The organism is Cyclonatronum proteinivorum (genome assembly GCF_003353065.1).
Classification (GTDB): domain Bacteria; phylum Bacteroidota; class Rhodothermia; order Balneolales; family Cyclonatronaceae; genus Cyclonatronum; species Cyclonatronum proteinivorum.
Genome location: NZ_CP027806.1, coordinates 273,726 through 287,037 on the forward strand (window position 1 = coordinate 273,726; position 13,312 = coordinate 287,037).

A 13,312-nucleotide genomic window follows, 5' to 3' on the forward strand; every position below is an offset into this window, starting at 1 on the left:
GCTTAATATAAGCTCAATTGTCTTTTATTAAAAAAAATTAATATTAAAAATTTAGCCATATTAGCTTAATATAAACAGCTATTTAGCTTCGTTTATTTGGAATTAGATGAAGCTATTTATTAAGAAAAACTAATAATTGACAGCGCATGAATGCAATTCAAGGGCTTAAACGGAATGAGATTCCTTCTTTTCCGGATATAAAGGAATTTTAATAATGAGCTTACTCCGAAAAGTCCATTTTGAGGGTTTTAACCCCTCTTTATTTGCAATAGAGGCCACTTTTTTTGCTGAAATTGACTTTTCGGAGCGGGCTCAATAATAAAAAAATGATTTCAAAGCCCGGGACACCCTTTCAGCTTGAAATACCTTATCTTAGCTAATCTCGCAGACCTTAATTTTTGCATCTCTAAAGTTTTATGACCAACAAAATAGAAGAAGAAGTTTTTTTGCACACCTTTAGAAACGAGTACCACAAAGGGATTGTGAATTTGATTTTCACCTATGGATATGTACAAAACAAGCTTCAGGAGCTCTTTACCAAGCATGGACTTACCATGCAGCAATTTAATATTTTGCGCATACTTCGTGGCTCCTACCCGGATAGCTGTTCAAATACAGATATCAAGGAGCGGATGCTGGATAAAAATTCTGATGTAACCAGAATTGTGAACAGATTGATTAATCAGAAATTAGTTGAGAGACGTATTTGTCCGGAAGATAAGCGCAAAGTTGAAATAAAGATTAAAGATGACGGCTTAAGACTGCTTTCCGAAATAGATACAGTTAGCGAAAAAGAAGATGAGATACTACAAAACCTGAATGAACACGAAATCCTGGAATTCAACCGTCTTCTAAATAAAATTAGAGGTATTGCTGTACCTGAAGAATCGTAAGCTTATGGTGCTGAGACAAGAACAATATTCTGTGCTACCAGCCCCTTTTCATTTTTAACCAGGTCAAATTCAAAAATAAGTTCTCTGCTCGGTAAAAAGCTGCTATCGAAATCTGATTCAAACTGAGATACGTGGGCAAAGACTGTTTTGTAGGGAGAATCAGATGACCTGGAATCGGTAATCCAAAGAAACTCATCAATTTTGTTGAGGTATCTCAGAAAACCGTAGCCATCACTGTGGCTGAAATCATAGCACACCCCCCGAACACGGGAACCTACAGTACCCCATTCATAAGGTGTTTTAATGGGCAACAGACCGGGAATGGTATATCCCGAAATATACATGTCAGCCATTTTTTTAAGGCGTGAAGGGGTATCATCAAATCCGATAAGCTCTACCCGCTTACCCATATTTTGGAGGACATTTACAACATAGACAAAGCTTTCCTGATTGGTAAGCAGAATAATGCGATCCATTTGAGAAGCCTGAGACAGAATATCGCAGGCCATTTCCATTTCGAGAATTGATTTATCCATACCGTCAGTGGTCAGATTCTCATTCTGCGGCAAATCCCGCTGAACAACTTTGTATTCAAAATCCCGAAGTACTTCGCTAAAACGATTGCTCTTCTGTTTGTAACTGCTGTCCTCGGCAGCTCTTTTACTGTCAAGTCCGAGATATACATTCATGCGGGTTGCCATACAGCCATCACGGGTAGCAAACTTTCTGAGGATATCGTACCGCAGCCCGAAACCGCCGTTCATTGTCACATCTATGGCATCAATATAAATACCAACTTTGTTGCTTCTCTTCATCATAATAATACTTTAAAAGAATGGCGGAATACTACTATCCAAATAATAATTAAACTAAATTAAAACAATACTTTATTGTCTATCTTTTATTCTATTGCTCTCGTTTTAAAAGCACAGTGGTATCATAACTTCCAATAAAATAGCGAATTACAGCGCATTTGATCTGAAACGTAATAAAACAGCAAGCAGCAGCAAGGTGCCGGTACCAAACAAAATAATCTTCCAAAACAACTCCTGTACCGGTAAAATTACATGAATGGCAGAAAGGAACACTAAACCTACCATAGATAACATTATAAATATAACACTCTTAAGGGGATAATTCACAGGGTAGTATTTCTGCGCATATCCGTATGCGAGCATGCTCATAAATCCATAACAAAGCAGCGTTGCAACAGCAGAACCAACCATGCCAAAATATGGCACAAGGATGATATTTCCTCCCAAAGTAATTACAGCTCCATAAAGCGTAATTCTCGGAAATTTAAGCGTTTGGTCTTTAATGAAAATGCCGGCAGAAAAGTTTATAAACCATCCCTGAAACCAGTAAGCAAGCAGCAAATAGGGCACGATTTCAAGACCAGACCAGTAGCGGCTGTCGATCAGCGTACCACCGAGAACGGGTACCTGAAGCGCCACAATTTGTTTAGCGAAAATACCAACGGTCAGAAAAATAGCACCGCAGGCAAGGTTGAAGTAAAAGAAAACAGCGCCAAACAGATCAGATGAATCCTTCGCTTCGGCATACCGCATGAAAAAAGGCTGCCATGCCAGCCGGAACATCTGCACGCCAAGCAGCATGAATACAGCGATTTTATAGCAGGCATTGTAAATACCGGTGATTTCATCAGCGGTGTAAGGATGACCATAAATCGCTTCTATGGCAGCTTCATCCATGCGCACCAGGAAGAAGCGGTCGATTACCTCATTAATGGCAAAACCGATGCCATTGGGTACATAGGGCAGTCCAAAAATCAGGGCTGTTTTTAATACTGCGAGCTCAGGCTTTCCGGCATACATGTGCCGGCAGGCAATAATCAGCAGTAATACCGCCGATCCAGAGGCAATGATGTTACTTATAAATATGGCTTCAATACCCCAGCCCTGAACAATAACGAGATACAGATTCAGCGATACATTGATAAGTACATTCAAAAGCTTAATCACGGCATATACCCATGATTGCCGAACAATGCGAAGGTGCGCATAAGGTACAATTGTGAGCGAATCAAGCCAGAGAATGCTCAGCATCAGCACAAAAAGACGAGCGCCCCCATCGAAATCAAGGCTCATAAGGGGCAGCAACAGCGGTTTGCCTGCAAAATAAAGGAGTGCCCCTAATACGCTTGCTACTGCAAGCAGACTGAGCTGAAGGGTGACAAAAACCTTTTTGTCATCGGTGTCGCTTCCTTTAGCATAACGGATATAAGCCGACTCCATCCCAAAGGTGTACAGCACGCCCAGAAACATGATGGCAGCATACACAAGTCCGACAATCCCGTATTCAGCGGGATTGAAGTACATGGTGTAAAAAGGAACAAGCAGATAGTTGATGAAGCGGGCAACAACGCTACTGAGTCCGTACACAACACTGTCAGAAAACAGCTCTTTGATGCGGCTTACCGCCAATTCGTCTTCCCCTGATTTATATTAGGCATTATGAAGCCGCTGTGCAGCATCAACGGCGAGCTCGTAGCTCATGAATCCAAAACCGGCAATGATGCCTTTGGCAGCTCCACCGGTCAGGCTTGTGTGCCGGAAGGTCTCCCTTGCATGAATGTTGGACAAATGTACTTCTAAGTAAGGCAGTTTGAGCATGGATAGCGCGTCGCGAATCGCAACGGAGGTATGCGTGAAACCACCAAAGTTGGCAAGGAGTACATCACAGCTTTTTTTTCCTTTTACGATTTGGTGAATCGTATCGATCAGCTCTCCTTCATGGTTACTCTGATAAAAGGTAAACACAACATCCGGATATTTTTTCCGCAGCGTATCTTCAAGCTCAGCAAGCGTGCCGGTTCCGTAATGTGCCGATTCGCGGCTGCCAAGCATATTCAGGTTGGGACCGTTCAGAACTGAAATTTTCATTGCAGGCTGTCTCTGATCGATGCTGCAATGGCTTCCATTTCTTCTTTCGAAAATTTTGGCCTGTTGCTGAAATTAAAGGATTTTTTTCCGGCATAGATAGGAATCAGATGTACGTGTGCGTGAGGCACTTCAAGCCCTTCCACAATTACGCCGGTTCTGACAGTGCCAAGCGCGCGGTCGATGCCGTGTGCAATCTTTTTGGCGAAGGTCATCAGGCTTTGCAGGCGCTCATCCTTAAGATCAAAAACGTAGTCTGTTTCTTCTTTGGGCACAACAAGCGTATGCCCTTTCGACATCGGGTTAATGTCAAGAAAAGCAAAGTGATGCTCATCTTCGGCTATTTTGTAGCAAGGGAGCTCGCCTTCAATAATTCGGGTAAAGATGGTAGCCATGGTGTCTTTTTGATTGAATTTGATACGTAGTTGGTTATGTTGAAAGGTAAGACAAAGCAGCACATCACAAAAATATGCTTCTTCAATATTATGTCAGATTAATCCGATTGTACGTATGCAGGAACGGAAAAGGCTATTGATTTGCGGTGGCGGACATGCTTCGCTTCCTGCCATTAAAATGGGAAAACACTGGCAGAAGCACGGACTCGAAGTCCTTTTGGTTTCAGCCCACCCGTACCTGTATTACTCCGGTGCTGTACCGCAATATTTGGGAGGATTTTTTGATGAGGATGAAGCCCGGATTGATCTTAAAAAACTGTGTCATGATTATGGCACATCATTTATCTGTGCTTCTGTTAAAGAAGTTGATGGTGAAGCGCAAACGGTAGTGATCAGCACCGGGAAACAGCTGCACTGGGACTATCTCTTTATCAATACCGGCGTAAGAAGCCGGAACAGTGATTATGATCACGCGCACTATTTTCCTGTGAAGCCTATGCAGCGGCTTGTTCAGCTTTTTGGCAAGCTTGAATCAGCAGCAACAGCAGGCCTGAAAATACTGATACTTGGCGGAGGCGCTGCGGGATGTGAAATTGCCCTTAATCTTTCAGTTTCAAACCATAAAAACATCAGGTCTGTCACGCTGTTTGAAGCGGATGACAGAATTTTGTCATCTTTTCCGGAACGGCTTTCGGCTGTGGTGAGGCGGGCTTTAGCAGAAAATAGGGTTAGTATAAGCTGTAAGCGGAAGATTGCGGGTGATGAAATATCCCAATTGATGTCAGATTATGACATCGTAATTGATGCTTCCGGAAATATGCCTGAGACCGAGCGAATTAAACACGGGCTTACAACGGATGAGAGCGGGCGTATCCGCGTTCATCAGACCCTTCAGTCAGCAGATTATCCGAACATTTTTGCCGCCGGTGACTGTGCCTTAGTCGGAGAGTCCGGTTACATGCCTGTTGGCGTGCATGCGGTAAAACAGGGTGCCCTGTTCAGGGATGTGATGGATGCCATACTGCGCGGGTCAGCACTTCCGGCTTACAAACCCTGGCCGGCTACGCCCCTTATTTTATCTCAGGGTCAGAGCCGGGGGTTCTTTGTTTCGGGTAAGCTGGTGTTTTCAGGAAGATGGTGCATTATCCTGAAGTACATGCTCGATATGAACTGGCTTGAAAAGTACACGCTTCCGCGTTCTGAACGTCGCTCGTGGTTTCGGCTGATTTATGATGGCTTCACCCGAACAAAAAAAGCCAAACCCCCGCAAAGCTGAGGTTCGGCTTTTCATTACTAAAATCAAGCTAATAAAGGAACTTAGCGCGGCTGCGTCAGCTCGTAGATCAGCTGATAATATTCGAGGGGTAGCCCTACTGTTGGCTGACCGTTTTGAGCAATACGCATTTTCAGATATTCAACGAGGGGATCTGCAAGCATGGCTTCTTCCTGTGAAAATCTTGCCCGAATTATGGAAGGCACAGGAAGTGCTGAGAACAGATCGAATGCCTGAGGTACCGGTCGTTCGAATAGTTCAAAGGGTTCATCCGCACCAAGGCTGGCTTTTTCACGGGCAAGGTCAATCGCGAATTGCAGGCTGCCAATCTCATCGGCAAGTCCATTGGCAACAGCCTGTTCTCCGGTCCAGACGCGGCCTTCGGCAACGGCTCTCACTTCTTCTTCGCTCATATCGCGGCCTTCTGCCACTTTCTCAATAAAATCATCATAGAGGCTGAGCATGCTGCCGATGAGGCGCTCCCGTTCGTGTTCGGTTAGGTTGCGGCCGGGAAGACCAAGGCCGAGCAGTGGAAGCGATGGCCCGCCCATGAGATCAGCGGATTCACCGCGGGACAGCACTTCGTAATTGAGTCGGAGTCGGTCTGTGAGACCGTCATCGTAAATCCAGCCGGAAATTACGCCAATAGATCCGGTCACAGTATTGGGTGCAACAACAATGGCGTCGGAATACATCGAAATCCAGTACCCGCCAGAGGCAGCCACATTTCCCATGGATACAACAACCGGTTTCTCTTCTTGTGTTTTAAGGAGTTCCTGAGCCACAAGATCAGAGGCGAGGGCGTCGCCGCCGGGTGAATCGGCACGCAGCACGACCGCGCGAATATTGTTGTCATTTCGGGCGGCACGGATATCACGGGCAAGCCTGCGGGCCTGAATACCGCCTTCTGTTTGGGTGCCGCCAATGGCATAGATTACGGCGATTTGCGGGCGCGCACCCCAGTAATCATCACGGGGCAAAGTATTTGCAAGAAGATCCGAAGTGCTGATACGCTGCATACGGCGGTCTTCAAGCTCACGGATGATGTCATCCAGTTCCGTATTGCGGGCCAGCGTATCAACGATCCCGGCTTCGAGCAGGTCGCGTGGCAACAGACCAAGAGCACCGTCGATGAGGGCGTCAAAGTCTTCATGGCTGATATTGCGGCCACGGCTTACATCGGCCCGGGTAACTTCATAATAGCCATTAATGAGGTCCATTCTTTGCTCGCGGTCTTCTTCAGAACCTTCGCTACGGGCAAAAGCTTCAAAAGCTGATTTATGCGTCATCTCCCGGAATTCATCCACGCCAATCCCGTAATGATCGAGTAAATCTTTGAGGTAGGTCGAGCTTGAAGCATACCCGGAAATCATCAGGCCGCCCATGGGATCCATCACCACATAATCCGCAACCGATGCGAGGTGAAGATGGCTCATTCCGCCGCGCTCAATATAGATCAGCACTTTTTTTCCGGCTGACCTGAAATCCTGCAGTGCTTCACGAATTTCCCAAATCATCACCGGTGATATTGCCATACCGGTCGTATTAATGGTAATGCCCGCAATACGGGGATCTTCTTTGGCGTCGCGGATGGTCTCAAGGGTTGCGGCCAGGGTGTTGCGGCTGTCAAAGAAACGGTTGTTCTGATACACCATCGGGCCCCGCAGATTAAGCGTGAGATAGGCAGCGTTACTGCGTGTGGAACGGTCGAAAATATTTCGGTCCATAGCGCCGAGACGGATGCCGTAGGTATTGAACTGATGGCTGCCGCCCGTATCCAGATGTGTTTGCGTGCTTACGCCACTGCGCCCAAAGCTAAACTGCAGGCCTGTCGTGAACCCGATATCGTGCAGATACCGACCCGTGAGCCGTACCCCGGGCAACGCTTCAATCGCAGCACCCGCACTCCAGTTCCCTTCACCAATGGCAACGCCGGGTATCGCATAGTCGGCAAAAAGTGCCAGTTTTGGCGTACCAAAAGGACGAACGCCCACATCAAAAACGACTTCATAATCGTCGTCATCTACCGAAAATGAAGCCATGCTGCCTACCGAAACGAAACGGTTTATCCGGCTCACGCTGCCGAGGGTAACAAAGCGCTTCAGCTCAAAAAGTGTGCTGTCGCCGCCGTTCCAGTTATAGGAAATACCGAATGCACCGCGGTCATCACCAAAACCAAGTCCCAGACTGTAATTCCGGAAGGTCTCCGGACCCAGCTGATCAGAAAGTACCGAAAAGCCAATGCCCGGTGCCGCAAGGAACAATCCGCTTCGGTTGTCTTCGCCGAAGCCATTATGGTCGGAAAACTGAAATAACAGATCAAACTGATTCACATACGCCAGCAGAGCGGGATTGTCGAATCCATAAAGCCCGAATTTCATGGCACCCGGACTTGCAAGCAGAAAGTCGTTGCGCTCATGAAAACCGTATGAGCTAAATTGTGCCTGCGCAGCGGTAAAACTGAGCAGCGGAATAAACAGAAACAGCAGTAATTTCTTTTTCATAAACCAAAAGGTAAAATTAGGATGAAACAGGTCTCCGTCAGACAGACCTGTGCATTAAATCAAAAGGGTCATGGGCTACGCAATAATAGGGCTAAAGTTCATAACCCGCATGATTCACAATTAAACAGAATTTATTTGCTAAATGTAGGTTTAAACTTGGTTTAGTTAAAATAACACCAGCCCAAATCTGTGTTTGGGCTAAGACTGCGCACCGAGCGCAGCGAAATTTCCCCGCTGGCTACGTTGAAGCTGAAAACTCATGCTCAGGGTACTTGGGTACCCTTCCGCTGAGTTTTCAGCTTCGCCTTGCCATCGAGAAAATTTCTTGGTGAATCATGCGGGTTAACCCGCATGATTTCATAGCATAATACCAAGACCGTTCTGAAATGTGATTTGAAGCGTATTGAAAATCGAAGTGTATTTTCGATTTCGCTGCAAAAATCCTATTCTTAGCCCGATCATTCAATCTATTCCACAGTTCAAACCAATGAATGAAAGTCAGAAACAAAATTTGGGTATAGTTAAGGCTTTTTTCCGGGGAGAAGTAAAGCGCTTAACCGAAACCCCATGGCCGGTGCATTTTTTCTTTTTTTGCGAGGATGAATCGGACGCTTACCGGCTAAGCGGTGCACTCCAAAAAAGGGGACACAAAATTTTGAGCTGTAAGTTTTCAGAAGAAAGTGCGAAGTGGCAGGTCAGAACGGAAGAAATGCTGATTTTTGATAATGAAGTTCTGGCTGAAAGACTTGACCGCTATGAAGCGCTTGCAATACAAATGAAGGCCGAGTTTGACGGCTGGGAATCTATGATGCCTGAATGAAAATCCGGTGTGCTGTAATCGGATTTGGTGGTTTATTTCCGAACGGCATTCATCCCAAAAAAAATGAACTCAAAAATGAGCCGAACTGCCTGTTTAAGAGGTCAGTCAGACAGGTTAGTTTTCAGGTCGGCCATGAAGCGCTGAACACGGCGCGCGTTTACACCGAGATCGGTGCCCCCGATGCGGGACTTGGACCGCATGTCAAAAATGGTACGACCGTTATCAGAAACAAGACGAATCACCACATCGTCTTTGAATCCAAACCAGGGTAATTTTTCCGTTGCTTCAATAATGCCGGTTTCGTAGTTACCGGCAGCAAGATCCCATCCCCTTGCGCCTATCAGGCTGACGGCTTCATCATAAACCCGCTGTTTGGGGTACGGTAGCACAATGGTGATAATATCCGGGAAAGCAGCTTGCTGCAGCATAGCAACGGGTTCACCGCCATATTCCGGCGGATTGGGTGCGTCAGCCCGAAGATCAAGAATAGCGTCAAAAGCCGGCGGATTTTGGGTATCGGTGCTGATTTCATGCAGAAACGGGTTGTTGTTGACCTGAGCCTGCCAGTACAGCGCAACACCAACAGCCGTACCACTTAAAGCAATAGTAAGGAATGTGTAGGTAAGATGTCTGCCCCTGTTTCGGCTGCGGTTGGCAAACCAAAGAGACAGCAGCCCTGCAATTCCAAAAACAATCAGCATATAAGCGCTGATACGGAGGATGAAAAATGCGGTGGAAAGTCCCCAGACGCCCCAGTTGTACCCATATCCGGAGAGTACGAAAAACAGCGCGGTCAGCGCGGTGAGTCCGATAAGGGTTGCGAAATACCAGGAGGAGAAAGCCGAAGCCTTCGGGTTGAGATCGCTCTCGGATTGGGTTGTTTCCATCGCATTTTTTGGATTAAGTGAAAAGCTACTGACCTACAAAAAAGATGGCGTTTGCGAAAAGCAGTGCGCCGTTATGCCAGAATCCGCGGAATATCGGATTATCGTTCAGGTACACAATGTTTCCGCGTCCATAGGGCTGTACGCCAAAAATAAGGGAATTTTCAATGTGATCTTTTACCCGGTATCCCTGAAATCCGGAGCGGTGTGCGCCCGCTTGCAGCGTCCCTACATTAAAGCCGCTCTCGAGGTATTCAAAGGCGTTAGCGCCTGATTTCAGGGAATAGTAAAACTCGGGATACCCAAATGCCAGCGGATGGCTGTTGTCAAGGTTGAGGTAGTAGATACTGCCCGTAATAAGGCTGGCTGCGGCGTCCCGGCGGCGGTCTTCGGCCCGCAGCAGCTGTTGTGCAGTTCGCGCTTCGTCTGTGGGTTCAGGCATACTGCGCAGTTCCTGAAACTGATCGCCTTCATCGAGGGCACGGATGGCGTTGCCGAAGGTAATCATGCGGCCGCCGTTACGAATCCAGCGGCGAAGATCATCCTTAACCTGATTGCTGACCTGATTCAGATAGCCGCCCTGAGGCAGAATGATGACATCAAAATCCGAAAAGTTAACCCGGTTCAGGTGCGTGTGTTCGAAGACAGAATGGGGATATTCCAGCTCCTGATCCAAAAAGTGCCACACTTCCCCGAAATTGTTGGGATTCGCACCAGGTCCGCCGATCAGCGCAACGCGCGGCGCATGCACCATAGGTACACCTGAAGATCCAAAGTCGCGTCCGCTCATCACCAGTCCGGTGTTCACCGCAACAAGTTCGCGGCCCAGCTCGTCGGCAAGCTCCCTTACTACGCTGTCGAAGCGGTCGCCGTGCTGTTCATTGCCCCGGCGGGTAAGGATGAGGGTGCCCCGCTCCCAGGTACGCTGCCCGTCCATACTGAAGGGCTGTGTGGCGAATCGTACGCGGATATCGTGCTGCAGCAGCTGTGCAAGGTAAAAAGCGTCCTGTTTGCTTTCCCAGCGGGCAAGGTAGGCATAAGGCTGTTCCGGCATGGCGCTGAAATCCGTTACCGGATGATTGATTGAAAACGGACCCGCAGGATCAATGCGGCGTTCAATCGCAAATGCTTCGAGGCCCATGGCATAAGGCACGGCCCATGCCGTAATATCATAGGTGAGAGAATCAACAACTGTTGTGCGGGGTTCAAACAGCACGTTCAGCAATACTGATTTTGGCTGATGTGCACTGATAAGCAAATCCTGACTGTTGAGCGAAATAGTACGCTCTTCAAGCGATTGATAGTCGAGTGCCCGTACAGAGCGTGTATTCGGGGCATGTCCGTAGCTGATACCCCAGGCGTCGAGATAGCTTGTGAGCAGCTGAAGTTTATCAGGGGTGTTGTTGCCGGAAATAACGTAGGTTTTATGCGGCGCATAGGGTGTTTCGGCAGCGTCTCTGAAGAAGCGGAAAAACTCCTCGGCTACGCGCTCATAGTGCATGGAAGCGACTTCAACAGTTGACATCCCGGCAACATGCTGATTCAGAATGCGACGGGCAAAGGTGAGGGTATCCCCGTCAGCAGTAATCACGCTCAGGCCGCCCTGTGTGTTGCCGGCCTGTTCGTAGGTCATGCCTATGGCTCCGTTAAAGGTCGGGTATGTATCACCGTAGCTGGGATAGAAGAGGTCGAAAATTTCGCGGGTAAAGTAAACCCGGAAGTCGTCATCGAAATGGCGCGCGTGATTTTCACCAATGGTTTGCTGAAACTCCCGCTGCCAGTCTGTGATGGCCACGTGAAAGGGCTCGGCCGCAGGTGCAAAATAATAAGGCTGATCGACGCCCATTTCATGGAAATCGGCATGGATATGCGGCATCCACTGATGGTACACGGCCATGCGCTGTCGCGTTTCGATCTGCGTTTGCCAGGCCCAGTCGCGGTTCAGGTCGATGTTGTAGTGATTGGTACGCGCATTGGGCCAGGGCTCGATGTGCTCACGGGAGGTCCGGTACGGGTCAGGCTGACGCCCCGCGGTTTGGTGATACCAGTTTACATAGCGGTCTCTTCCGTCCGGGTTCAGCAGCGGATCAATGATCACGACCGTGTTCTGAAGATGGGTGTCGTCGCCGGTAGCGAGTTCGTAGAGGGTGAACAGAGCGGCTTCCGTGGCTGAAATTTCGTTGCCGTGAACATTGTAGCTTAGCCAGATGATGGCTTTGGATTCCAGGGATGTGGCTTCCCCGCCAAGCAGTCCGGCACGGCGCAGGTTGTTGGTCCGGATTTCGTCGAGGCGCGCAAGGTTTTCAGGCGTACTGACGTAGAGCAGCATGAGTGTGCGTCCGCCGTAGGTTTTGCCGTACGGCTCAGCCATTACCCGATCACTGTTTTCGGCTACGTGCGTCACGTAATCCATTACCCGGTGATGTGGCGTGAGGCGCTCCCCTTTTTCGTAGCCCAGAAAAGCTTCCGGCGACTGAACGGACTGACTTACGGCAGCAGAGACAAATGCGGCCTGCATCATCCCCCCTAAAAAAAACAGCACAAAAAGGCTGCATAGCGAAGTTTTCATAAGATTGATGGTTGCGTTAGTAGCGGTAAATAGTCTGAAGGCGGATGTCAGACAAGTTTGAGTTTGTGAAGTTCTTCGATAAGTGATGTGCGCAGGCGGTTGCTCATAGGTACAAGCGGCAGCCGGAGTACATTTTTGATCAGGCCCATTTCAGCAAGGGCGGCTTTGACGACGGTAGGATTGCTTTCCCAGAAATTGGCTTTCATCAGGGGCAGCAGCTCGTAATGACGGGTGCGGGCCTGTTCAAAATCCCCGTTCAGCGCAGCCTGCACCATTTTTACCATCAGGGCCGGTGCTTCATTGGAAATCACGGATATGGTGCCTCTTCCCCCGCAGCCCAAAACAGGCAGCGTAATCGGATCATCGCCGGCAAGTACCGTGAAGGGTTGTGGCACCCGTGCAATCACATCCATAATCTGATTGATGTCGCCGCTTGCTTCCTTCACAGCAATGATGTTGGGATGACGGGCCAGTACAATCAGCGAATCGGTGGTAATGTTCACAGCCGTGCGACCCGGTACATTGTACACGATAATGGGCAGATCAACCGAATCGGCGATGGCGTGATAATGGGCAAGCAGGCCGTTTTGGGTTGGCTTGTTGTAGTAGGGTGAAGCGATAAGCAGCACCTGAGCCCCGTTGTCACGGGCAAGCTTGGAGCGTTCAATGGTTTTTTCGGTACAGTTGGTACCGGTGCCGGCAATCAGCACGGCTCTGCCCCTGAGCTTTTTATGCGTAAGCTGAAGCAGTGCCGTAAATTCTGTTTCGGTAACGGTTGGGCTCTCCCCTGTTGTGCCGCAGACCACTACGCCGCTAACACCCCCTTCAAGCTGCCAGTCCAGTAATTTTTCAAATGCGTGAAGATCAAGACTGCCATCTTCTGTGAAAGGCGTAACAATGGCTGTGTAAACCCCCTGAAGCCTAAGGTCGTGTTGGGAAGCGCTCATAATGAGAAATTGAAAGTGAGGTCGATGTACGTGCGGGTTGAAAACCGCTTTGAATATACGAAAGTAAAACGACCCTAAACATTCGGCGCCCACGCTGCCATGTAAAAGGGCGTGAACATGCACGCCC

At 48.3% G+C, this 13,312-nt stretch carries 11 protein-coding genes; 3 read left to right on the plus strand and 8 right to left on the minus strand.

Annotated elements, in window-relative coordinates; all coding sequences use genetic code 11:
- Positions 1 to 416: 416 nt before the first annotated feature.
- Entirely contained in the window at positions 417 to 893 is a 477-nt protein-coding gene (locus CYPRO_RS01010; protein ID WP_114982732.1) for a MarR family winged helix-turn-helix transcriptional regulator, read from the plus strand.
- 2 nt (positions 894 to 895) lie between these two features.
- Here CYPRO_RS01010 and CYPRO_RS01015 read toward each other — a convergent pair whose 3' ends face one another.
- The 4 genes from CYPRO_RS01015 to CYPRO_RS01030 all read right to left on the minus strand — a co-directional run bounded on the left by CYPRO_RS01015 (position 896) and on the right by CYPRO_RS01030 (position 4,188).
- The gene (locus CYPRO_RS01015) at positions 896 to 1,711 is read right to left on the minus strand and encodes an NYN domain-containing protein (protein WP_114982733.1); all 816 of its coding nucleotides are present in this window, start codon (positions 1,709 to 1,711) and stop codon (positions 896 to 898) included.
- Positions 1,712 to 1,855: 144 nt separating this feature from the next.
- On the minus strand, positions 1,856 to 3,337 hold the full coding sequence (locus CYPRO_RS01020) for a lipopolysaccharide biosynthesis protein (protein WP_114982734.1): 1,482 nt from the start codon (positions 3,335 to 3,337) through the stop codon (positions 1,856 to 1,858).
- A 21-nt stretch (positions 3,338 to 3,358) separates the two neighbouring features.
- Positions 3,359 to 3,796 carry a type II 3-dehydroquinate dehydratase gene (locus CYPRO_RS01025; RefSeq protein WP_114982735.1) on the minus strand — a complete coding sequence of 146 codons (438 nt, stop codon included), beginning with the start codon at positions 3,794 to 3,796 and terminating at the stop codon, positions 3,359 to 3,361.
- Entirely contained in the window at positions 3,793 to 4,188 is a 396-nt protein-coding gene (locus CYPRO_RS01030) for an HIT family protein (RefSeq protein ID WP_114982736.1), read from the minus strand. Before CYPRO_RS01030 ends, CYPRO_RS01025 begins: the two co-directional genes overlap by 4 nt.
- Before the next feature lie 115 nt (positions 4,189 to 4,303).
- On the opposite strand from CYPRO_RS01030, the gene CYPRO_RS01035 reads away from it, so the two are divergent.
- Complete coding sequence (locus tag CYPRO_RS01035; RefSeq protein WP_114982738.1) at positions 4,304 to 5,464, plus strand: NAD(P)/FAD-dependent oxidoreductase; 1,161 nt, start codon at positions 4,304 to 4,306, stop codon at positions 5,462 to 5,464.
- A 41-nt stretch (positions 5,465 to 5,505) separates the two neighbouring features.
- On the opposite strand, the gene CYPRO_RS01040 is transcribed toward CYPRO_RS01035, so the two are convergent.
- Complete coding sequence (locus tag CYPRO_RS01040) at positions 5,506 to 7,965, minus strand: S49 family peptidase (protein WP_114982739.1); 2,460 nt, start codon at positions 7,963 to 7,965, stop codon at positions 5,506 to 5,508.
- 487 nt (positions 7,966 to 8,452) lie between these two features.
- Here CYPRO_RS01040 and CYPRO_RS01045 point away from each other — a divergent pair, with 487 nt between their 5' ends.
- Complete coding sequence (locus CYPRO_RS01045; RefSeq protein ID WP_114982741.1) at positions 8,453 to 8,785, plus strand: ribonuclease E inhibitor RraB; 333 nt, start codon at positions 8,453 to 8,455, stop codon at positions 8,783 to 8,785.
- Positions 8,786 to 8,886: 101 nt separating this feature from the next.
- Here CYPRO_RS01045 and CYPRO_RS01050 read toward each other — a convergent pair whose 3' ends face one another.
- From CYPRO_RS01050 to dapA, 3 genes are read right to left on the minus strand one after another with little or no spacing between them, the layout of a single operon-like run.
- A complete protein-coding gene (locus CYPRO_RS01050; RefSeq protein ID WP_114982743.1) occupies positions 8,887 to 9,672 on the minus strand; it encodes a DUF1499 domain-containing protein in 786 nt (261 codons plus the stop codon).
- Positions 9,673 to 9,697: 25 nt separating this feature from the next.
- Positions 9,698 to 12,238, minus strand: coding sequence for a M14 family metallopeptidase (locus CYPRO_RS01055; RefSeq protein WP_240644801.1), 2,541 nt, complete (start codon positions 12,236 to 12,238; stop codon positions 9,698 to 9,700).
- Between the two features lie 47 nt (positions 12,239 to 12,285).
- Positions 12,286 to 13,185: a 4-hydroxy-tetrahydrodipicolinate synthase gene (dapA, locus tag CYPRO_RS01060; RefSeq protein WP_114982744.1), complete on the minus strand. Its 900-nt coding sequence runs from the start codon at positions 13,183 to 13,185 to the stop codon at positions 12,286 to 12,288.
- Between the last annotated feature and the right edge of the window lie 127 nt (positions 13,186 to 13,312).